Origin of the sequence: Croceicoccus hydrothermalis, assembly GCF_022378335.1 — a bacterium.
Classification (GTDB): Bacteria; Pseudomonadota; Alphaproteobacteria; order Sphingomonadales; family Sphingomonadaceae; genus Croceicoccus; species Croceicoccus hydrothermalis.
Genome location: NZ_JAIQCI010000003.1, coordinates 253,840 through 275,096, shown reverse-complemented (window position 1 = coordinate 275,096; position 21,257 = coordinate 253,840). Strand labels below are relative to the sequence as shown.

19 protein-coding genes and 1 pseudogene are annotated in these 21,257 nt (G+C 67.6%); 9 read left to right on the top strand and 11 right to left on the bottom strand.

The features are described from left to right. Positions 1-97: 97 nt before the first annotated feature. From rsmA to K4G67_RS03370, 4 genes are all read right to left on the bottom strand, one after another. Positions 98-919 (bottom strand): 16S rRNA (adenine(1518)-N(6)/adenine(1519)-N(6))-dimethyltransferase RsmA, encoded by an 822-nt coding sequence (gene rsmA, locus K4G67_RS03385; RefSeq protein WP_239804975.1) that lies wholly within the window; start codon positions 917-919, stop codon positions 98-100. After that, complete coding sequence (gene pdxA / locus K4G67_RS03380) at positions 916-1,911, bottom strand: 4-hydroxythreonine-4-phosphate dehydrogenase PdxA (protein WP_239804974.1); 996 nt, start codon at positions 1,909-1,911, stop codon at positions 916-918. Before pdxA ends, rsmA begins: the two co-directional genes overlap by 4 nt. 21 nt (positions 1,912-1,932) lie before the next feature. Continuing rightward, complete coding sequence (locus tag K4G67_RS03375) at positions 1,933-3,315, bottom strand: peptidylprolyl isomerase (protein WP_239804973.1); 1,383 nt, start codon at positions 3,313-3,315, stop codon at positions 1,933-1,935. Between the two features lie 225 nt (positions 3,316-3,540). Further along, positions 3,541-5,940, bottom strand: coding sequence for an LPS-assembly protein LptD (locus tag K4G67_RS03370; RefSeq protein ID WP_239804972.1), 2,400 nt, complete (start codon positions 5,938-5,940; stop codon positions 3,541-3,543). 122 nt (positions 5,941-6,062) lie between these two features. On the opposite strand from K4G67_RS03370, the gene K4G67_RS03365 reads away from it, so the two are divergent. The 3 genes from K4G67_RS03365 (at position 6,063) to ndk (ending at position 8,498) form a co-directional block, all read left to right on the top strand. Continuing rightward, positions 6,063-7,523 (top strand): leucyl aminopeptidase, encoded by a 1,461-nt coding sequence (locus K4G67_RS03365; protein ID WP_239804971.1) that lies wholly within the window; start codon positions 6,063-6,065, stop codon positions 7,521-7,523. Between the two features lie 20 nt (positions 7,524-7,543). Beyond that, positions 7,544-7,972, top strand: coding sequence for a DNA polymerase III subunit chi (locus K4G67_RS03360; RefSeq protein ID WP_239804970.1), 429 nt, complete (start codon positions 7,544-7,546; stop codon positions 7,970-7,972). Positions 7,973-8,075: 103 nt separating this feature from the next. Next, positions 8,076-8,498: a nucleoside-diphosphate kinase gene (gene ndk, locus K4G67_RS03355; RefSeq protein WP_202082905.1), complete on the top strand. Its 423-nt coding sequence runs from the start codon at positions 8,076-8,078 to the stop codon at positions 8,496-8,498. A 60-nt stretch (positions 8,499-8,558) separates the two neighbouring features. Here ndk and K4G67_RS03350 read toward each other — a convergent pair whose 3' ends face one another. After that, a complete protein-coding gene (locus K4G67_RS03350) occupies positions 8,559-9,776 on the bottom strand; it encodes a sulfotransferase family protein (RefSeq protein ID WP_239804969.1) in 1,218 nt (405 codons plus the stop codon). A gap of 14 nt (positions 9,777-9,790) precedes the next feature. Continuing rightward, positions 9,791-10,381 (bottom strand): annotated as a pseudogene (purN, locus tag K4G67_RS03345) (phosphoribosylglycinamide formyltransferase); the annotation flags it as partial. Positions 10,382-10,548: 167 nt separating this feature from the next. On the opposite strand from purN, the gene K4G67_RS03340 reads away from it, so the two are divergent. Then, positions 10,549-11,628 carry an AI-2E family transporter gene (locus tag K4G67_RS03340; RefSeq protein WP_239804967.1) on the top strand — a complete coding sequence of 360 codons (1,080 nt, stop codon included), beginning with the start codon at positions 10,549-10,551 and terminating at the stop codon, positions 11,626-11,628. A 7-nt stretch (positions 11,629-11,635) separates the two neighbouring features. On the opposite strand, the gene purM is transcribed toward K4G67_RS03340, so the two are convergent. Then, on the bottom strand, positions 11,636-12,778 hold the full coding sequence (purM, locus tag K4G67_RS03335) for a phosphoribosylformylglycinamidine cyclo-ligase (RefSeq protein WP_239804966.1): 1,143 nt from the start codon (positions 12,776-12,778) through the stop codon (positions 11,636-11,638). A gap of 62 nt (positions 12,779-12,840) precedes the next feature. On the opposite strand from purM, the gene K4G67_RS03330 reads away from it, so the two are divergent. From K4G67_RS03330 to K4G67_RS03310, 5 genes are all read left to right on the top strand, one after another. Continuing rightward, on the top strand, positions 12,841-14,181 hold the full coding sequence (locus K4G67_RS03330) for a heavy-metal-associated domain-containing protein (protein ID WP_239804965.1): 1,341 nt from the start codon (positions 12,841-12,843) through the stop codon (positions 14,179-14,181). A gap of 8 nt (positions 14,182-14,189) precedes the next feature. Further along, the gene (locus K4G67_RS03325) at positions 14,190-14,804 is read left to right on the top strand and encodes an HdaA/DnaA family protein (protein WP_239804964.1); all 615 of its coding nucleotides are present in this window, start codon (positions 14,190-14,192) and stop codon (positions 14,802-14,804) included. A gap of 43 nt (positions 14,805-14,847) precedes the next feature. Then, the gene (gene epsC, locus K4G67_RS03320) at positions 14,848-15,558 is read left to right on the top strand and encodes a serine O-acetyltransferase EpsC (protein WP_239804963.1); all 711 of its coding nucleotides are present in this window, start codon (positions 14,848-14,850) and stop codon (positions 15,556-15,558) included. Positions 15,559-15,592: 34 nt separating this feature from the next. Next, the gene (locus K4G67_RS03315; protein WP_239804962.1) at positions 15,593-15,928 is read left to right on the top strand and encodes a DUF2794 domain-containing protein; all 336 of its coding nucleotides are present in this window, start codon (positions 15,593-15,595) and stop codon (positions 15,926-15,928) included. A 96-nt stretch (positions 15,929-16,024) separates the two neighbouring features. Continuing rightward, the gene (locus tag K4G67_RS03310; RefSeq protein ID WP_239804961.1) at positions 16,025-17,434 is read left to right on the top strand and encodes an OprO/OprP family phosphate-selective porin; all 1,410 of its coding nucleotides are present in this window, start codon (positions 16,025-16,027) and stop codon (positions 17,432-17,434) included. A 6-nt stretch (positions 17,435-17,440) separates the two neighbouring features. Here K4G67_RS03310 and K4G67_RS03305 read toward each other — a convergent pair whose 3' ends face one another. From K4G67_RS03305 to K4G67_RS03290, 4 genes are all read right to left on the bottom strand, one after another. After that, positions 17,441-18,148 (bottom strand): HAD-IA family hydrolase, encoded by a 708-nt coding sequence (locus tag K4G67_RS03305; protein ID WP_239804960.1) that lies wholly within the window; start codon positions 18,146-18,148, stop codon positions 17,441-17,443. A gap of 149 nt (positions 18,149-18,297) precedes the next feature. After that, a complete protein-coding gene (locus K4G67_RS03300; protein WP_202082922.1) occupies positions 18,298-18,981 on the bottom strand; it encodes a carbonic anhydrase in 684 nt (227 codons plus the stop codon). A gap of 40 nt (positions 18,982-19,021) precedes the next feature. After that, on the bottom strand, positions 19,022-20,428 hold the full coding sequence (locus K4G67_RS03295; protein WP_239804959.1) for an ATP-binding protein: 1,407 nt from the start codon (positions 20,426-20,428) through the stop codon (positions 19,022-19,024). Continuing rightward, a complete protein-coding gene (locus K4G67_RS03290; protein WP_239804958.1) occupies positions 20,428-21,138 on the bottom strand; it encodes a response regulator transcription factor in 711 nt (236 codons plus the stop codon). The genes K4G67_RS03295 and K4G67_RS03290 overlap by 1 nt, the downstream gene beginning before the upstream one ends. Positions 21,139-21,257 lie beyond the last annotated feature (119 nt).

The following is a 21,257-nucleotide window of genomic DNA, read 5'->3' as shown; positions in this document are numbered from 1 at the left end:
CAACTCCTAAGCCGCGCGGAGCGAATTGGCCAGTGTGGTTGCATCAGGCGCGTGCCCGGAGCAGGCGCGCCCCCGGATCAGGCGCGGATGGCGTGCCTCACGACAGTGCGCGCGCGATCGCGGTAAATTCCGCGATGGTGAGCGTTTCGGCGCGCCGCTGCGCATCGATGGCAAGCGTGTCGAGCGCAGCCAAGGCGCCCGGCACACCCTTCAGGCTTTGGCGCAGCATCTTGCGCCGCTGGCCGAAGGCCGCCTCCGTCACGCGGGCGAGCACGCGCATCGACACGCCCGGCGGCGCATCGGCGGGCGTGACGTGGACGATCGCGCTCATCACCTTGGGCGGCGGGGTAAACGCGCTCCGGTGCACCTTCATCGCGATTTTCGCGCGCGCCCTCCATCCGGCCAGCACGGACAACCGGCCATAGGCACCCGTGCCCGGTTCGGCGACGATGCGCTGCGCGACTTCCTGCTGAAACATCAGGGTGAGCGAGGTCCATTGCGGCGGCCACTCTTCCTGCCCCATCCAGCCCGTGAACAGCGCCGTGCCGACATTATAGGGCAGGTTCGACAAGATCGCATAGGGACCGGGAAAGAGCGTCGCCGGGTCGATGGCCATGGCATCCCCCTCGATCACGCGGAGCTGTCCGGGAAACGCATCCTGCAACTCGGCGAGCGCGGGGAGGCAGCGGCGGTCCATCTCGATCGCCGTGACCTGCGCGCCCGCCCGCAACAACGCGCGCGTCAGCCCGCCGGGCCCCGGCCCGACTTCCAGCACGTCGCGCCCGGCAAGATCGCCCGGTATCGCCGCGATACGGTCGAGCAATTGTTCGTCGAGCAGGAAATTCTGACCCAGTGCCTTGCTCGCCGACAAACCGTGCCGCGCGATCGTTTCGCGGATGGGCGGAAGGGTTTGCGTCACGCGGCCAGCCGGCGAAGGGCGCAATCATGGGCCATGCGGATCGCGGCGATGGTCGGGCCGGCGTGGGCCGCATCGGTGCCGGCGATGCCGAAGGCCGTGCCGTGGTCGGGCGAGGTGCGCACGATCGGAAGGCCCAGCGTGACATTCACCCCGGCATCGAAATCGAGCACCTTGAGCGGGATCAGCGCCTGGTCGTGGTACATGCACGCGGCGAGATCATAGCCTGCGCGCGCGGCGGCGTGGAACATCGCATCGCCCGGATGCGGGCCGGTGATGGCCATTCCCGCCTCGCGCAGCGCGGCAATGGCGGGGGCGATGATGCGCGCTTCCTCGTCGCCCATGCGCCCGTTCTCCCCGGCATGGGGGTTGAGCCCGGCAACCGCGATGCGCGGGGCGGCAATGCCGAAATCGCGGGTGAGCGCGGCCGCGGCAATGGTGATCCGCTTCTCGATCAGCGCCGCGCTCAGCCGGCCCGGCACCTCGGACAGCGGGACATGCACGGTCAGCGGCACCACGCGCAGCGACGGCCCGGCCAGCATCATCACCGCGTCTTCGGCCGGTACGCCGCAGGCCTCGCCGACGAATTCGGTCTGTCCGGGATGGGCGAAACCGACGTCCTGCAACGCTGCCTTCGCGATCGGCCCGGTGATCAGCGCCGATGCCTCGCCCATGACGGTCAGCCGCGCGGCCTCCCCCAACGCGGCGAGGGCGAGCCGTGCGCCATCGCGGTCCGGGTGTCCGGGGCGGTAGGGGACGTCGCCGAGGTCCAGCACCGGCATCGCATCGCCCGCCGCGTCCATGTCGGACAGGCTGGCGATGGTTGCGATGTCGACCGAGAGCCCGTGATGCGCCGCGACGCCGCGCATCAATTGCGCGCTACCGACGATGGCGAAAGGCGGGAGACCCTGCGCCGCGCGGTCGCAAAATGCCTGCGCGAGCAATTGCGGCCCCACGCCCGCCGGATCGCCGACGGAGGCCACCAAGGGGCGCATGTGCGGCGTCACGTGCGCGGATCAGTTATATTCGATGACGGCATCGCGGCGCAGGTCGCGCAGGTAGATCTGCGCCCGCTTGTTGATGCGCTCGTCCTCGATCTGCGACATGAGCTGATCGAAATCGGGGCCGGACGCGGCGGTCGGCTCGCTCCGCCCGCACAGCATCAGCACGCGCACGCCTTCCTCGACCGAGCCGAAGGGCTGCGTCACGCCGCCCGGCGGCAGGGTCATCATCGTATCCTGCAACGGGGCGGGAAGATCGCGCACGCGGACATTGTCATTCGACACGACCTCGGCGCCCAGCTGTGCCGCCGCGGCATTGACGCCGCCGCAACCGCCGAGATTCTGCACCCCTTCGGAGAACCGTTCGGCCCGCGCCGCCGCTTCGTCCTGCGAAATGCCGGCGGGGAAGGCGATCGAAATCTGCTTCAGCGAGAGCAGCGCATCCTTCGGATCGGAGACGAGCACCTGGCGCTTGTCGATGAGATAGAGGATGGAATAGCCGCCCGTCAGCGGGATCGGCCCGACGAGCTGCCCCTGCTGCATCTGTGCTGCGGTGCGGGCGAGTTCGGGGGGCAGCGTGCCGAGCCGGACCCAGCCGAGATCGCCGCCGACCGCCGCGGTGGAGGCCTCCGAATATTGCCGGGCATAGGCGACGAAACTGCCGCCCTGCTGAATCTGCTGCATCACCTGCTGCGCGCGCTGTTCGACGGCGGCGGCGTTCTCGCTGGTTGCCGAAAGGAAAATTTCGCCGACGCGATATTCCTCGGTCCCCTTGTCCGCCTCGAGCCGGTCGAGCCGTTCCTGAACCTCTTCTTCCGACACGTTGATGAAGGGCGCGATATTGCGGCGCAGCAGGCGCTGCCACGCGAGTTCGCCGCGGATCTGCTGCTTCATCGAACGGGGGGAGGAGCCGATGGATTCCAGATAGGCATCCAGCTCCGCCGGGGTCAGGTTGAAATTCTGCTGCGACACGCGGTTGTAGGTCGCCTCCACCTCGGCGTCGGACACCGGGACCTCGGACGCGGTCGCTTCCTGAATCTGCAGCGTCTCGTCGATCAGGTTCGTCTGAATCTGTGCGCGCAGGCGTTGCCGGTCCTCGGGCGAAAGCTCCGTTTCATTTGCGGCCAGCACGATGGCGAGCCGGTGGTCGATATCGGTGCCGGTGATGATGTCGCCATTGACGATCGCCGTCGCGCCGCGGAACCCGCCGCCGGTGTCGCCGCTGGTGAAAACCTGCGGCTGTGCGGGAATGTCGAGCGGCTGCGTCGCGCCGGGATCCTCGCGATTGGCGGCCTGCGCCGCGTCGGAGGCGACCTGTGCCAGCACCGGCGTCACCGTGAGCGCCATCGCACCAAGCGCGCAGGCGGTGCGGGAAAAGGCGCGCAGGCCGACGCCCATCGGTCCGGTTTTTTTCGGCAAGGAAGAACTGTTGCTCATCATGTCCATTCTGTCGTTTCGCCGCCCCATGGGCCGGCCCCTATCTGCCGTCATTTGCCGCGCCGGCGGTGAACGGCGCATGAGTGAACCGCCCCTGCCGCCGGGCGATAGCCGCTTTCACCCGGGGTGAACAGGCCCGCGGCGCATATCGCCCGTCATCGCGCGCCCATCATTGCGCGTTGACGCTCACAGGCCGAGATTGCGGAGCGCAAAATCGAACAGGAACGTGCTGCCGCGCTGTACGTCGCCCGATTCGAAATTGTCGTAGCGCCATGTGACCGCGAATTGCAGGCACTCATCGTCATAGGCAACGCCGAGCCGCGTGCGCAACGCCTCGAACCCGTCGGAGGCGAATTGCGGATTGATCGCCTGATCGGTGAGGTTGATGACGGTCGATCCGAACACCGACCAGTAGCTCGCAAAGGCATAGCGCCCGGCGAGGCGCAATTCCTCACGGTCCTGCAGATCCTCCAGCACGACGGGGATGTTGCGATCGAGCTTGAGATAGCCGATTTCCGCATAGGTTTCGCGCGTGCCGACGGTGAGATCCCATTCGTTGCGGCGAAAGGCGAGATTGTCCTTGTCGATGCGAAACCGATAGGCCGCCTTCACGAAATCGCGGAACCGCAATTCGGCGCGCCCGACCACGTCGGAGGTGCGATTGACCAGCCCCGTGCCGTCGGGGAGCAGCGTATCGTCACGCGTGATGCGATAGCTTTGCCCGATCGTCGCCAGCGCGCGCCAGTCCGGTCGGGTCCAGCGCCAGTCCAGCCCGTAGGTGAAGCGCGTCCCGTCCTCCACCCGGTCATAGCCGGGAAAGCGGTTGAGCGCGAAGAGATTGGAATCCTCAAGGTCGATCGCGCGCGAATCCTCGTTCGGGATGACGCTGTTGCGAAATTGCGGCGCCGCGACGAGCTGCACCCGCGGGGTCAGCACCTGCTGCCCGCCGAACAGCCCGCCGGTGAGCGGCCATTTCACGTCCACCGCACCGAGCGCGATCCCGCGCCCGTGCCAGCCCGGATCGCCGCGATATTGGAGGATCGTGCTGCGGTCGTTCTCGTCCGAATGATAGACATCGCCGCGCAGCAAGGCCGTCGCCGTCACCTGCTGTCCCCAGGGGGTGACCGCGTGCCGGCTCCACGTCGCGCCGGCAAAGGCGCGCTGCGTATCCTGCCCGTCGGTGCGGACGAGCGCGAGCGAGTTCGCCTGCAGCATGATGCGCCCGCCCAGCAGCGGATCGTCCACCCGGCGGCGATAATCGATGAGCGGGAGCGCGAAGGGGACCTGCCCCTGATCGTCGCCGAAGCGCAGCGTCTGCGCACCCCAGCCGGTGAATTCGAAAAAGCTGTCGTCGTCGATCCGGCGCAGCGACACGGTCGAGCGGAGCCGGTCGTCCCGGCTGATGTCATAGCGGCGCAGGAACGTGCGGTCGGTCGTGACGCGCACCGAACCCGTGACCGATAGATGCTCGTTCAGGTTGTAGCGCCCGTTCCCGTCGAGATAGCCGCGAAACGATTCCTGTTCCGTGCGGGTGGGGTTGTTGCCGACCGGCACGCGCGAACTGCTCGTCGCGTATCCGGTGACCTGATACGCGCCCTTTTCGGTCAGGGCGCGATAGCGGGCCGACACCATCGGGAGCACGTCGGAATAGACGTTCGCGCCCAGCGTCAGCTCGCGATTGGGGGCGATGCGCATGTAATAGGCGGCGGAAACCTGCACCCCGTTCGATTGGGTAAAGCGCAGGTTCGGGCTGGTGATACCGGACACGGCGCGGTCCGCCGCCAGGATCGAAAGCGTCGGCAGCGGCAGCGCCACCGTGTCGAACAGGACAAGCCGCGCCCCGTCGAAATCGATCTTCTGCGTCGCGGGATCGTAATGCACCTGCCGCGCGGTGATGCGCCAGCTTGGCCGTTTGGGGCATCCATCGCCGGTCTCGATCGCGCAGGCGGTGTAATTCGTGGAATCGAGCGTGATGCTGCCATCGTCGGCGCGGGTGCCCGAACGCGCGGCGAGCCGCCCCCCTTCGCCCAGCACGATGAGCAGGTTTTCAAGCGCACCCGCCCGCAATTCCTCGGTCAGGGCGATGCGGTCGGTGTAAAGGACATTGCCGCCATCGTCGACCGACCGCACATTGCCGACAGCGACGATCGCCCCGCTCGCCCGGCTCCATTCCACCGTATCGGCGCGCACCTCCTGGCGTCCCCGGCGGAGCAGGACATTGCCATTGGCGGTGACGATCTGTTGATCGGTATCGTATTGCAGTTCGTCGGCGGCGAAACCCACCGTGCCGTCGGCGGGTTCGTCCAGCTCGAACGCGGGGACGTACCAGCGGTCGTCGCCGGGCGCGGCGCCATCGGGGCGATTCTCGTCGATCTCCGGCTGGTTGTCGGGGTCGCCTTCGTCCCAGAATTGCGGTGCATCGGGGCCGGTGGCCTGCGCGAAGGCCGGCACGGCACACACCGCCATCGCGCCCAGCGACGCCGCGGCCAGCCAGTGGCGCGCGCAAAGGGATGCCCGAACCGGCGATCGGTCCGGGGCGGCAGTGCGGTCAAACGGTGTCGTCACAGGGTCGGCGCGGGGCGGCATGGCTTGCCTATCGCACCGACGATCCTTAACTGCAATCCACGATCACGCGGCCCCGCGCATATGCAAACGGCATGGGCGCCGGGCCGCGACCAGAACAGAACATAAAGCCCGCAGGAGCTGCCATGAAAACCCGTTTCGAAAGCGCCATCCCCAATGATGCGCGCACCGTCGCCTATATCGTCGATACCGATTCCCTGCCGGGCGACCTGCCCGCATCCCTCAAGGACGGCGCGGAAATCAGCCGCTTTACCGGCAAGGCAGGGCAGGTCTTCGAAGGGTTCGGCGAGGCGGGCGGCAAGACCCGCCGCACCGTGCTGGCCGGCGCGGGCAAGCCCGATGCGAAGGACCGCCAGGCCGCTTTGGAAAAGGCGGGCGCGGCGCTGGTCGCGAAATATCTGACCTCTGGTGAGGGCATGCTGGCCATCGATTTCGGCATCGGCTCGCTGGGTGCGCAGGATGCGGCGGCGGTGCTGACCGGCGCACGGCTCCGCGCGTTCCGCTGGGACAAATACCGGACGAAGATGAAGGACGAGCAGAAGGTTTCGCTCACCGAGATCGTCGCCGTCAACGCGCCCGACGGGACCGAGACGGCATGGAACGACGATGCCGCCGCCGTTGCCGCCGGTGTCGAATTCACGCGCGAGCTGGTCACCGAACCTGCGAACATCATCTATCCCGAAAGCTTCGTCGAACGGTGCCGCGAACGGTTCGAGGGCACGGGCGTCGAGATCACCGTGCTCACCGACGAAGACATGAAGCGCATGGGCATGGGCGCCATCCTCGGCGTGGGGCAGGGTTCGGCCCGCCCGCCGCGCATCATCGCCATGCACTGGAAGGGTGGCGGCGACGAGGCGCCCATCGCGTTCGTCGGCAAGGGCGTGACCTTCGATTCGGGCGGCATTTCGATCAAGCCCGGCGCCGGCATGGAAGACATGAAGTGGGACATGGGCGGCGCCGGCGCGGTCGCGGGCGCGATGCTGGCCGTGGCGGGGCGCAAGGCGAAGGCCAACGTGGTCGGCATCTGCGGCCTTGCCGAGAACATGCCCGACGGCAATGCGCAGCGCCCGAGCGACGTCGTCACCACGATGAGCGGGCAGACGGTCGAGGTCATCAACACCGACGCCGAAGGGCGCCTCGTGCTCTCCGATTCGCTGACCTGGACGCAGCAGACGTTCAAACCGTCGCGCATCGTCGATCTCGCCACGCTGACCGGGGCGATCATCATCACGCTGGGCAATGAACACGCCGGATTGTTCAGCAATGACGACACGCTCGCGGGCGAACTGACCGCGGCGGGGCAGGCCGTGGGCGACAAGATCTGGCGCCTGCCGGTGAACGATGCGTATGACAGGCTGATCGATTCGCCGATCGCCGACATCCGCAATGTCGGCCCGCGCGGCGCAGGCTCCATAACCGCGGCGCAATTCCTGCAACGCTTTATCGAGAACGACACCCCCTGGGCGCATATCGACATCGCCGGGATGGTGTGGGCGGACAAGGCCGGCGCGACCTGGGACAAGGGCGCGACCGGGTTCGCCGTGCGGCTGATCGACCGGTTCGTGCGCGACACGGCGGAAGGCTGAACGACCGGAAGGGGCGGGACATGCGCGTCGATTTCTACCATCTGACCCGCGATCCCGCCCCGCAGGCCATCGCCGAAATCGCGCCCAAGGCGCTTGCCCGCGATCTGCGCATGCTGATCGTGAGCGGTCATGCGGAGCAGCGCTACGCGGTGTCGCAGGCGTTGTGGAATGCGCCCGGCTTTCTCGCCCATGGGGAGGCGGGCGGCGCGGCCGATGCGCGGCAACCGTTGCTCCTTTCCGACCGGGTCGATGCGGCCAATGGCGCGCACATCGTCGGATTCGCCGATGGCCAATGGCGGGAGGCCGACGGGTTCGAGCGCGCGATGCTGTTCTTCGACGAAAGCGCGATCGACGCGGCGCGCGACACTTGGCGTTCTCTCAAATCCCGCGAAGGGGTCGAGCGGCACTACTGGAAACAGGAGGAGGGCGGCTGGCGCGAAATGGGGTGATCCCCGTTTTGCCCTGCGCACTTGCCCGTGGCGCCGCTCCCCGCTAGGGGCGCGCGCAACCCATTCGCGTAATTTCATTTCGATTCTGCAAAAGGATATACCCATGGCTGCCACGCGCACCTTTTCGATCATCAAGCCCGACGCCACCCGCCGCAACCTGACCGGCGCCGTCACGAAAATGCTGGAGGATGCCGGCCTGCGCGTCGTCGCGTCGAAGCGTATCCAGATGACCAAGGAACAGGCCGAGGGCTTCTACGCCGTGCACAAGGAACGCCCGTTCTATGGCGAGCTGGTCGATTTCATGATCAGCGGCCCGGTCGTGGTCCAGGTGCTCGAAGGCGAGGACGCGGTGAAGCGCAACCGTGACGTCATGGGCGCGACCAACCCCGCCGACGCGGACGAAGGCACGATCCGCAAGGCCTATGCCGAATCGATCGAAGCCAATTCGGTCCACGGTTCGGACAGCGAAGAAAACGCGAAGACCGAGATCGCCTTCTTCTTCGACGAGAACGAAATCGTCGGCTGATCGCCCGCGCGGTTTGAACGATTGAAAGGCCGCTCCGCCACCGGGGCGGCCTTTTTCGGTTCAGCGTGCCGTGCCCGCGCGTGGCAGGCCGAAATCCGCCGGGTCGTAGCGGTGCCGCCGGTGCGGCGAATGGCGCGCCCGTTTCATGCGGGCGGCCATCGCGGCTTCGGCCTGAGCCGAGAGGGGCAGGTCGAGCCCTGCGTAACACCGCCCGATCGCCGCGCGCCAGTCGGCATCGAACTCGGCAAAGGACAGGCGCACGAACGGGCCGTCCCAACACTTCAACGCCGCCTCCATCCGCGCCTCGCGCAGCGCGACCTTGCGCGTCCATTCCGCGCCGATCCACGCCGGGTCGACATGGTCCGACTGCACGATCATCTGGTTCGCGACGAGGGAGGCCGCGCTTGCCGTGACGTCGCGGCGGGCGCGGTCGATCGTGACGATGCGGGCGTCGGGAAATGTCGCCATGACGGCGGCGAGGTCTTCGCTGAATTGCGGGACCTTCAACACCCGCGGGCGATCCGCATTGCCGCGATGCGCCGCATCACTGGCGAGGATGCGGGCAAATTCGCGGTAGCACGGGGCGGGGTCGCGCGCCTCGCTCCATGCCGAAAAGGACGGAATGCGCCATTGCGCCTCGAGCGCGGGGTGCAGCAAGGCGGTGGTGAGCCAGCCCAGCTCCTCGTCCACCCGCGCCGCGCCGAAGGGGTGCAGCGAATCGATCCACGGGTCGAGCCGTCGCGCGATCCAGAGCATGACCCCGCCCATCAGCGGACGCAGATCGGGCGTCTGCGGCACCGGCGACCAGCTGTCGCAGAACCGGGTCGCCGACAGGGCCGGATCGGCGGCGAGCAGGCGGTGCAGGCGCGTCGTGCCGGACCGCATCTGCCCCACCACGATGATCGGCGGCGCCATCGGGGTGCGCGCCATCTCCGGCCTGTCCCGCCACAGCCGGCCGAGGCCGAGATGCTGCCGCATGATCCGCACGATCTGCCCATGCGCCATCGCCCGGCCCAGCGGATTGAGCCGCGCCTCCTCCTCCAGCGCGGTGCTCAGGCGGCGCACCCGTTCGGCAAAATCGGCGACGTCGGCGGCGCTGCGCCCGAAATTCTCGCAATCGCCCGAAAATCCGCGCCGCGCCTTTGCCCAGAGCGCGTCCGGGTCGAGTGTAGGATAGGGCAGCCAGCCGCGCCGCCATGCCGCCGCCAGCGCATCGCTCGCCCGGTCGGCCAGCCGTCCGCGCGCCAGCGGATCGCGCGCATCGCGCATGTCGTTCATCGCCCGGTCCGCGCGCGATCCGCCTTCACCAACGCGGCGAGACAGCGCGCGTAGAGCTGATGCTCCGCAATGAGCACGCGTGTGGCCAGCGACCCCGCATCGTCACCCGGCAAGATCGCGACCCGCGTCTGGCCCAGCACCGGCCCGTCGTCGAGCTCCGGCGTCACCAGGTGGACGGAGCACCCGCCATGCGAATCGCCCGCGGCAATCGCGCGGGCATGGGTGTCGAGCCCCTTGTACGCCGGCAGGAGCGAGGGATGGATGTTCACCATGCGCCCGGCCCAGCCGGCGACGAAATCCGCGCTCAATATCCGCATATATCCCGCGAGCGCGACATAATCGCACCCCGCGCCGCGCAGCCGTTCATCCACGGCCGCATCGTGGTCGGCGCGCGTTATGCCGCCATGCGGGATGGCGAAGGTATCGATCCCCTCGCCCGCGGCGAGCGCGAGCCCCGGCGCCTCGGCACGGTTCGACCCGACGACCGCGATCTCGAACGGGCAATCCGCAGCGCGCGAGGCATAGAGCAGCGCCGCCATGTTCGTGCCGCTGCCCGAAATGAGCACGCCGATGCGCGCTCGCCCCCCGTTTGTGACGGTTGTCATTGCGGGGGGAGGACGGGCATGGGATAGGAGGACGGGCGCATGCGAAGCGGCCGCGCGGCAGAGCGAGGGATCATCATCATCAGACGCCTACACCTATGCGCAGCGGCGCCGCGCGGCAATATGCTGCATGCCCGCGCCGCCATGCAATCGCGGGGGCGGAACTGCACATGCCGATGATCCGCACGCCATTCGCCCCCCGGCCCGAGGACATGCCCTTCCTGCGCAAGATCGCGTGGCTCGTGGTGATCAGCGCGGCACTGCTCATCGTGTGGCGCGCGGCGAGCCTGCTCATCCTCGTGTTCGGGTCGGTGCTGGGCGCGGTGGTGTTCCATGCCGCGGCCCGGCTGTTCCGGCGCATCGGGATCCGGGGGGAGGGCGCCTCGCTCATCCTCGGCATCCTGCTGGTGCTGTCGGTGGTGGGGCTGATTATCTGGCTGTTCGCCTCGCAATTCGGGTATCAGATCCGCAATCTCGGCACCGAACTGCCCGCTGCCCTCACCGAACTTGCCGACAATGTCGACGACACGCCGCTCGGCCTGACGGCGGTGGCGGCGGTGCGGGATGCGATCGACGGCGCCGCGTTTCGCGAATTGCTCGGCAGCCTGAGCTTTGGCGTGGTGGAGATCTTCCTCAATTCCATCATCGTGCTGGTGGGCGCGCTGTTCTTTGCCGCGAGCCCCGATGTGTACAAGCGCGGGCTGGTGGTGATGACGCCGCCCGCCGCGCGCGAAAAGGTCGGCATCGTGATCGAGGAGATCGCGCTTGCGCTCCGGCTGTGGCTCGTCGCGCAATTGCTGTGCATGGCGTCGATGGGGCTGCTGGTGGCGGGTGGGCTGTGGCTGATCGGGGTCGAGGGGTGGGCGATGCTCGGCCTGCTCGCCGGATTGTCCGAATTCGTGCCCTATGTGGGGCCACTGGCCGCGATGGTGCCGACGCTCGCGCTCGCCGCGCCCGAAGGAGGGCAGATGATCGGCCTCGTCTTCGTCGTATATTTCGCCGTGCGGATGATACAGACGAACCTCATCACCCCCTTCGTCACACGCTCGGTCGTGTCGATCCCGCCGGCGCTGACCCTCTTCGTGATCCTCGGCGTGGGGGCGGTGTTCGGGATTTACGGGCTGTTCTTTTCTGCCGCGATGCTGGTCGTGGCGTTTGTCGGGATACGCGAGATCTACCTGCGCGATACGCTCGGCGAGGAAGGGATCGAGGCGATTCCGCAGGAGGTCGACGAGGACGAGCCGCAATAGGCGCGGCTCATGCCTCGTGGACGGCGCTCCACGGCTCCCGCGCGGCCCAGTGCGTGCCCGACACGGTGCAGCCGCGCTGGCCCTCGACGATCTCGCCGATGCGGTGCACGGTTTCGCCCGCCGCCTTCAGATCGGCGGTGAGGCTTTCCACCTCGTCCGCCGCCACCGACAGCACCATGCCGATGCCGCAGTTGAAGGTGCGCGCCATCTCCTCGGGCTCGATATTGCCCTGCGCCTGAAGAAACGCCATCAACCGCGTCTGCGGCCAGCTGTCGGCGTCGATGCGCGCGTGCAACCCTTCGGGCAGGACGCGCGGCACGTTTTCGAGCAGGCCCCCGCCCGTGATATGCGCCAGCGCATGGATGCGCCTCGCGCGCACGGGACCAAGCAGGCTCCTCACATAAATCCGCGTCGGCGCGATGAGCGCGTCGATGAGCAGGACATCCTGATCGAAGAGGGCCGGGCGGTCGAGCTTCCACCCCTTGTCGGCGGCGAGCCGGCGGACCAGCGAATAGCCATTGGAATGCACGCCCGACGAGGCAAGGCCGAGCAGCACGTCGCCCGCCGCGACCCGGTCCCCGGTCAGCTGCTCGCCGCGTTCCACCGCACCGACGCAGAACCCCGCAAGATCGTAATCGCCCGGCCCGTACATGCCCGGCATTTCCGCCGTTTCCCCGCCGATCAGCGCGCAGCCCGCCTGTTTGCACCCCTCGGCGATGCCGGCGACGACTCGCACCGCGACATCGCTTTCCAGCTTTCCGGTCGCGAAATAATCGAGGAAGAACAGCGGCTCGGCCCCCTGCACGATTAGATCGTTGACGCACATGGCGACGAGATCGATGCCGATATGGTCGTGCCGGTCATGGTCGATGGCGAGCTTTACCTTGGTGCCCACGCCGTCGTTCGCCGCGACGAGCAGCGGATCGGAATATCCCGCCGCCTTCGGGTCGAAGAACCCGCCGAACCCGCCCAGCTCCGATGTCGCGCCGGGGCGTGCCGTCGATTTCGCGAGCGGGCCGATCGCCTTGACCAGCGCATTGCCCGCGGCGATGGAAACGCCGGCCTTGGCATAGCTGTAGGATTCGTTCGTGCCGTGCGCGCCATCGGGGCGGGCGGCATCGGGGCGGGCGGCGTTGGGTTCGTCGGTCATGTTTGCGCCGGTAATGCTTTCGCGCTTGGATTTCCACGCATCATTGGGCAAAGAGGCGCGAAATGTTGTCCTTTCCCGCCCCCACCCCCGCATTTTCCGGTCTTGGCACGCGTGCGTTGCGTGGCTGGCGGCTCTTGCTCGTCGTGGCGGGCGTGGTCCTGCTCGCCCTGATCGGGTGGCGCGCCATCGCGCAGGTCGATGGCGACCGCGGCATTCCGCCCATCGCCAGCACCGGCGATTTCGAGATCGGTGGGATCACCGTCAACACCACGGGTAAAAACGCGACCGACGCGCGTCAGAACGGCTGGCGCGAGGCGCAGCGCAAGGCGTGGGGCGTGCTCTACGCCCGCTCCAACGGCGGGGCCGAAGCGCCCGAACTTCCCGATTCGCGAATCGCGTCGATGGTCTCCGCCGTCGTGGTGGAGGAAGAACGCATCGGCCCGCGCCGCTATGTCGCGCGGCTCGGCGTGATCTTCGATCGGGCGCGTGCGGGCGAAATCCTCGGCTCCGTCGGCGGGGCGCAGGCCCGGTCGGCGCCGATGCTGGTCGTGCCGGTCACGTTTTCGGGCGGCGTGGCGTCCCTGTACGAAACGCGCACCCCGTGGCAGCGTGCGTGGGCCGAGTTCCGCACCGCGCAAAGCCCGATCGATTATGTCCGGCCGAGTGGTTCGGGCTACGAATCGCTTATTCTCAATGCGGGGCAGATGGGCCGGCGCAGCCGCAGCTGGTGGCGGGTCGTGCTCGATGAATTCGGGGCGAGCAGCGTCGTGTTCCCGGTCGCGCGGCTCGAACGGCAATATCCTGGCGGCCCGGTGAAGGGTACGTTCACCGCGCGCTTCGGGCCGGAAAACGATTATCTCGGCAGCTTCACCATGACGGCGGAAAGCGAAGAGGCGCTGCCGGTCATGCTGGCACGCGCGACGCAGCGGCTCGACCGGATCTATGCCAATGCGCTGGCGGCCGGGCGGCTCGGCGTCGACGATACGCTCGACATGCAGGAGCAGGCCCTCGACCCCGCGGTGCTCGAGGCGCTCGCCCGCGACCTGCGCCAGGCCGCCGCACCCTCCGCACCGTCGCCGTCGCAGGCACCGCAGCCCGCACCGTCCGCCGGATCTTCCGCCGGCGAGGGCACGAGCAGCCCGCAACCAGCGCCCAGCACGCCGGCGATCGCGAATTACACCGTGCAGGTCGCCACGCCCGATCCGGCCGCATTCGACGGCGCCCTCTCCGCCATCCGCAGCGTTCCGGGCGTGCAATCCGCGACGGTCGGATCGACGGCGATCGGCGGGACGTCGGTCGTGCGGGTCGGCTATGCCGGCGATCTGTCCGATCTCGCCGCGTCGCTTTCGGCACGGGGATGGCGCGTGACGCAAGGGTCGGGTGCGCTCTCGATCAGCCGGTAGGCACGCGCTTGGCCCGTCAGATTCCCCTCCCGCTGGCCGCCGGCGACGGTGAGCAGCGCATCGTCGTCGGCAATGCGAACGAGCCCGTTCTGCGCGCGTGTCAGGATGCGGCGAACTGGCCGTTTCGCACCGCATTGCTGTCGGGCCCGCGGCGGTCGGGCCGGTCCCTGATCGCGCGCTGGTTCATGGAATCGGGGCAGGGGCACGCCATCGACGATGCCGAGGATGCGGACGAGGCGGAGATTTTCCACGCCTGGAACCGGGCGCAGGCAGGCAATGTCCCGTTGCTGATCATCGGGCGCCCGGTGCCCGATGTGTGGCCGGTACGCCTGCCCGATCTGCGCAGCAGGCTTTCCCCGGCGCTCAACCTCGCCATCGGGGAGCCGGACGATGCGATGCTGGCCGCGCTGATCGAGGCGCATGCCCGGCAAAGGGGGCTTGTCCTCGGCGAAGGGGCCACCACCTATCTGGTTCCGCGCTGCACCCGCAGCTTTGCGGGTGTCGAGGAACTGGTCGCGCGGATCGATCGTATCAGCCTCGAACGTAAGAGTTCCGCCACGCTGGCCATCTGGCGGGAGGCATTGGCCCGTCCGCGCGGGCCGGTGCAGGACGGGCCGAAATAGCCCCGCGCTTGCCAGCCTGCGCGGCAAATGAGAGAATGAGCCGATGTTCGAACGCCTGATTGCCTATCTGGACTCCATTCGCGCCCGCGACCCTGCGCCCCGTTCGCGCTGGGAAATCCTGCTGTATCCCGGCGTGCTGGCGGTGGGGCTCTACCGCGTGTCACACTGGCTTTTCGATGGCGGGCTGTTTTTCGCGGCGCGCTTCGTCAACCATCTCGCCCGGTTCCTCACCGGGATCGACATTCATCCCGGTGCGACGATCGGGCGCAATCTGTTCATCGACCACGGGTTCAGCGTGATCGGCGAAACCGCGGAGATCGGCGACAACGTCACGATCTACCAATGCGTCACGCTGGGCGGGACCAACCCCACCAATGGAAAGGCGGGCAAACGCCACCCGACCCTGCTCGACGGGGTGATCGTGGGGTCCGGCGCGCAGATCATCGGGCCGGTGACGGTCGGGCGCCGCGCCCGGATCGGCGCCGCGGCGGTCGTGACCGACGACGTGCCCGAAGGGGCGACCATGGTCGGTATCAAGGCCCGCTCCACCGTGGTCCCTGTCGAAACGTGGCAGCGCGAATTCGTCCCCTACGGCACCCCGTGCAAGGATCCGTGCGAGCCGATCAACCCCCGGATCGAGGATCTTGAGGAACAGATCGCCGCGCTTCGTGCCGAGCTATCCGCGATGCGCCGCGCCGGTGCCGAGACGCAGGACGCCGAGCCAAGACGGACCGACGAGGCAGGCCACGGATGAATCGCGAGCGCGTGCGAATCGAAGGCTGCGGCGCATGAGCAATATCGTCCCCCTTCCACTGGGCAAGGCCGGCCAGGTCGGGTTCGAGCGGATCGAATTGTCGCGCATCATGGATCTTTACGGGCGCATGGTCGCGGCGGGCGAATGGCGCGATTACGCGATGGATTTCGACAAGGACGCGGCCAGCTTCTCCGCCTTTCGCCGGGCCGCCGAACGGCCGCAGATGCGCGTGGAAAAGCGCCCGTCGCTGCGCGGTCGGCAGGGCATGTGGACGCTTTTCGGGGAGGTGGGACAGGTGCTGAAACGCGGGCACGAATTGCCCGGCGTGCTGGCGGTGATAGAGCGCAGATTGCTCAAGATCGTCGAGTGATCGTGCCGTTTGTACGAAATCTGTAGGATGAATGTTAGATTTCTGTAACAAAAACGTCATAGCGGCGATGCTCTCGATCATCGAAGGCCTCTCGCTATGCATAAACGACCGCTTATTGCCCTGCTCGCCGCCGCCACTGCGCTGACCGCGCCGCCTGTGTGTGCGCAGGACAGCGAAGTCGACATACTGCGCAGCGAGATCGAGGCGATGCGCGCCGAGATGCAGGCGATGAACGCGCGCATGGATGCGCTGCAATCCCGCCTTGCCGAGGCACAGGCCGACAATCGTAGCGAAACGCAGCTCGCCGCCGAAGCGCCGGTCGATACGCCGCCGGGTGTCGCGCCGACCGTGCCGGTCGCGCCCGCCGCCCGCGACACAGCCGTGGCGGTCGTATGGAAGGGCGGCCCGCAGATCAGCGGCGAGGGCGGGTGGAGCTTCAAGCCGCGCGGCCGGCTCAATTACGATTTCGGCTATGTCTCTGCCCTCGATGGGGTGGAGGATGACGGCACCGGCTTTACCAGCGAGGCGCGCCGGGTGCGGCTCGGCATGCAGGGCGAGGTGCCGGGCGGCTTCGGCTACAAGGTGGAGGTCGATTTCGCCGGCGATCAGGTGTTCCTCACCGATGCGCTGATCGGATACGAGGTCGGCGATCTCGAAATCATCGCCGGACAGCACAATCCGTGGCAGGGGCTGGAGGAGTTGACCTCCAGCCTGCACACCAGCTTCATCGAACGCGCGGCCTTTACCGATGCGTTCTTCTTCATCCGGCGCGTGGGGTTGAGCGGGCAATATTCCCGCGGCGACGTCCTGCTTCAGGGGGGCGTGTTCACCGATAACAGCGCCGCGCTCAACGACGATGGCAATAATTCGCACGGGGTCGACCTTCGCGCGGTGTACATGCCGCGCATCGGCGACACGCAATGGCATGTCGGCGGATCGTTCCATCATCGCGATCTGGGCGACAGCATTCCCGCCGTAACCTATCGGCAGCGCCCGTTCGAACATCCCAGCGACACCCGCTTCATCAGCACGGGGTCGATCTCCGCCGATTCGGAAACGGGCATGGGCCTCGAAGGGGCGGCGGTTTTCGGGCGGCTCCACGTCATGGGCGAAACCTTCTGGCAGCACGTATCGCGGCCGGGCCTTGCCGATCCGACGTTCTTTGGCGGGGCGGTCGAAGTCGGCTATTTTCTCACCCCCGACCGGCGCGGATACAAGGGCGGCGTGTTCGACCGCGTGGTGCCGACCGACGGGCTGGAAAAAGGGGGGATCGGCGCGTGGCAGGTCAATGCGCGCTACGACCGGCTCGACCTCACCGATGCGGGGGTGCGCGGGGGCACGCAGGATGGCTACATGCTGTCGCTGATCTGGACGCCGACGGCCTTTACCCGCCTGCTCGCCAATTATGCGCGGCTGGAATATACCGGATCGGTGCTGCCCGATGCGCAGGGCAACCGCGACTACGGCGTGGACGTCATCGCCATGCGCGCGCAGATCGATTTCTGAGCGGGATTAGAGCCGGGCGAGCGTCGGCACCAGCGCATCGTAATGGTCGATGACGGCATCGGCGTTCAGCTCCGCAACCGGCCCGTCGCGATAGCCGAAGCTGACCGCGACGCAGGGCTGTCCCGCCGCGCGCGCCGCACCGGTGTCATAAACCGAATCGCCGACGAAGGCCGCCGGCCCGCCGCCGCATAGCTCCACCATGTGATGCAGCATGTCGGGCTTCGGCTTGGCCCGGTCGGTGCCGAGCGTATCGCCGCCGACGATGGCGTCGAACCTGTCGGCGAGGCCGATCCGGTGCAGCAGGTCGCGCGCGAGCGATTCCAGCTTGTTCGTCGCCACGCCGAGCCGGATGCCCCGCCGCGCCAGATCGTCGAGCGCGGGTTCCAGCCCGTCGAACATGCGCGTATCGACGCAGATATTGCGGCGGTAATGGTCGAGCAGCCGGTCATAGAGCGGGTCGAGCATCGCCGGATCCACGCGCCCGTTCGCCGCAACCCCCAGATGATCCGACAGCGCGCGGGCGAGCAGTTTCTTCGCCCCGCCGCCCACCATGCCGCGAACCTCCGAAAGCGGCAGCGGCGCGATCCCCGCATGGTCGAGCGCATGGTTCAACGCGCCCGCAATATCGGGCACGGTGTCGAGCAGCGTTCCGTCGAGATCGAAACCCACGACGGAAAAACGGATGGTGTCGGCATTGGTCATGGCCACGGACATGCCCGTTTGCCCGCACGATGCAAGCCTCTTGAATGGCATTCGCCCCGCCCTGCCATTCCGGCGGGACGGGGCGAGCGGTGCGCCAAGAAAGAAGGGGGCCGGCGCACCGAGGGAAAGCGAAGCTTCCGCCTTATGACGCGAGAGAGGGCCTATTCGGCGGGCTCCGCGATGGCGGGGCGGCGGGCAGGCAGCGCGACGGGAAGATCCTCATCGGCGCGCAGCGGGCGAAATTCGCCCGTCCGACCGTCGAGGCCGAGCACCTGGCCCTCGTGAATGTCGACGAACCACCCGTGCAGCGTCATCTCGCCGCGCGCGATGGCGGTGGCGACGGTGGGGTGGGTGCGAAGATTGGTGAGCTGCGCCTCCACATTGGCGAGGCTAACCTCGCGCACGCGGTCATCGCCCGACAGTTCGGGGTTGCAGCCATCGACGATATGGCGGGCCGCCGATGCGTGCTTCAACCATGCCGCGACGCTGGGCATGGGGTCGAGATCGGCGGGATCCCCGGCAAGCGCGGTCATCGCGCCGCAACCCGAATGGCCGCACACGATGATGTCCGTCACGCCCAGCGCGGCCACCGCATATTCGATGGTGGAGGACACGCCGCCGTTCTGCGTCACATAGGGCGGCACGATATTGCCCGCATTGCGGCACACGAACAGGTCGCCTGGGTCTGCCTCCATGATCTGTTCCGGAACGATCCGCGAATCGGCGCAGGAGATGATCATCGCCTGCGGGCTCTGCCCATCGGTGGTCAGCTTGTTGAACAGCTCGCTGCGATTGGGGAAATTGGTCTTCTCGAAATTGAAGACCCGTCCGATCAGTTCGTTCATGATGGCACGCTTTCGCTTTGATGGCTGTTTTCTCTTGCTCTCAATATAGCGCGAGGCGTCCGACGATGTTTGGCGGGCCTGTAACAAATTGTTGCGAAGGGCGGCCCGCCGCCCGCGACCAGCGCGGCGTTTTTGGTTCGTGCGTGCGGCGCGGCAGGACGATCTTGGCGAGCAGTCCGCCCTCGTGCCGGTTGCGGATGACGAGCCGCGCACCTTCGGCCGCGACGATGTCGCTCACGATGGCGAGGCCGAGGCCCAGCCCCGCCGTGTCGCGGGACCGCGCATTGTCGAGCCGGGTGAACGGCTTCATCGCCTCGGCCAGTCGCTCCGTGTCGATGCCGGGGCCGTCATCCTCCACCGAAATGGTGTATTCCATCGCGGTGATGCGGATCGAGACCATCGCATTGCCGCCGTAATGCAACGCGTTTTCGAGGAGGTTCGAAATCGCCCGCCGCATCGGCACCGGGCGGGCCATGATCTCCAGATGGCTTGGCCCCATATAGCGCGCATTGCGCCCGGTATCGAGCGCGTCATCGACCAGCGTTTCGACCATGGCGGCGATGTCGATACGTTCGCGCGACACGCGGGTATCGGTCCCGCTCGCATAATCCTGAAGCGAGGCGAGCAGGCCGTTCATTTCATCCACGTCGGCCAGCATGGAGCGGCGCGCGGCATAGGGAATGTCGGCATCCTCCACCCGCATGCGCAGGCGGGACAGCGGCGTGCGCAGATCGTGGCCGATGGCCGCCATGGTCGTGGCGTTGCGGCGGATGGAGCGGTGCACGCGGTCCTGCATCACGTTGAAGGCGTTGATGAGCGTGCGGATCTCCGCCGGCCCGCTTTCGTCGAGGGGCCGCGGTTCGCCCGCGCCGACGCGCGTGCTCGCCTCCACCAGCCGGCGCAGCGGGCGCAGCGCCGCCCGCATCAGCACCGCGGCGAGCAGCACCAGCAGGCCGATCGGCAGCAACAAGGTCACCATCCGCTCGATATTCAGCGACCGGGCGAGCCGGGTGTAGGTGCGGAACGACACCTGCGTCCCGTCGTCCAGCAGCATGGACCCTGCAAGATCGCCCGATTGCGCCACGCCGGGCAATTGCAGGCGCAGGTTCGTGCCGAGGAGATCGGGTTCGAGATCCACGACCTGATCGCGCAGCGCGTCGAGTTCGAAACTGCGCGCCGCGCGTTGCCGCGACGGGGTCCAGTCGATGCGGAACCGTTCGGTGCTCAGCTCCCGCGCGATGGCGGGGCGATCGGCGGGCGCGTTGCGTTCGAGCACGCGATGCGCGATCACGAGATGCTCGGCCATGCGCGCGGCGTCCTCCTCGCGCAGGGAGAAATTGTTCGCCCGTTCGAACAGGAATGCATTGGCCAGCGAATCGAGCGCCAGCACCAGCAGGAAAATCGCCAGCAACCGTCCCAGCAGGCCGAACGACGGCAAGCCGCGCATCAGCCGCGCGTCACGCCTTCGGAAAACAGATAGCCGACGCCGCGCACGGTGACGATGGGCGCATCCTTGTCCCCGCGCGACAATTTGCGGCGCAGCCGGCTGACGAGCACATCGACGCTGCGATCCGAACTGTTGCCGAGCCTGCTGCGCGACAGTTCGATCAGCCGTTCGCGGCCGATGACGCGCTGCGGTTCGTGGAGGAACACGCTGAGCAGGTCGAATTCCGCCGAGGTCAAATCGACGATGCCCCCGCTGGGCGAGCGCAGTTCGCGCCGTGCGAAGGACAGCGTCCAGCCGTCGAAATGGGCCTCGTTGACGCGCTCCTCGGTGCCGCGGTCCTCGCCCGAATGGCGGCGCAGCACGGCCCCGATGCGCGCGATGAGCTCGCGCGTGCCGAACGGTTTCGGCAGGTAATCGTCGGCGCCCAGTTCGAGGCCGATGACCCTGTCGGGCTCGCTCACCCGCGCGCTGATGAAGATGACGGGCACGTCGCTGTCGCGGCGCAGACGGCGCAGCAATTCGATGCCGCTCGTCCCCGGAAGCATGATGTCGAGCACGATGAGATCGGCCGGCGCATTGTCGAGCGCGACCCACATCTCCGCCCCGGTTTCGGCGGCGCGCACGTGATAGCCGTGCTGCTGCAACGCGCGCATGGTCAGCACGCGCAGGGAGGGATCGTCCTCGACCAGAAGGATGGAGGGGGCGGTCATGGCGGCGGGGCGGCTTTCCGTTCTTCGATGATTGCGCGACGCTATACGGGGATGGCGCGGCAATCAATGGCGCGCAGTGGGCCGCACAGGGACGGTGCACGCGGCCCGACGCGGACGCC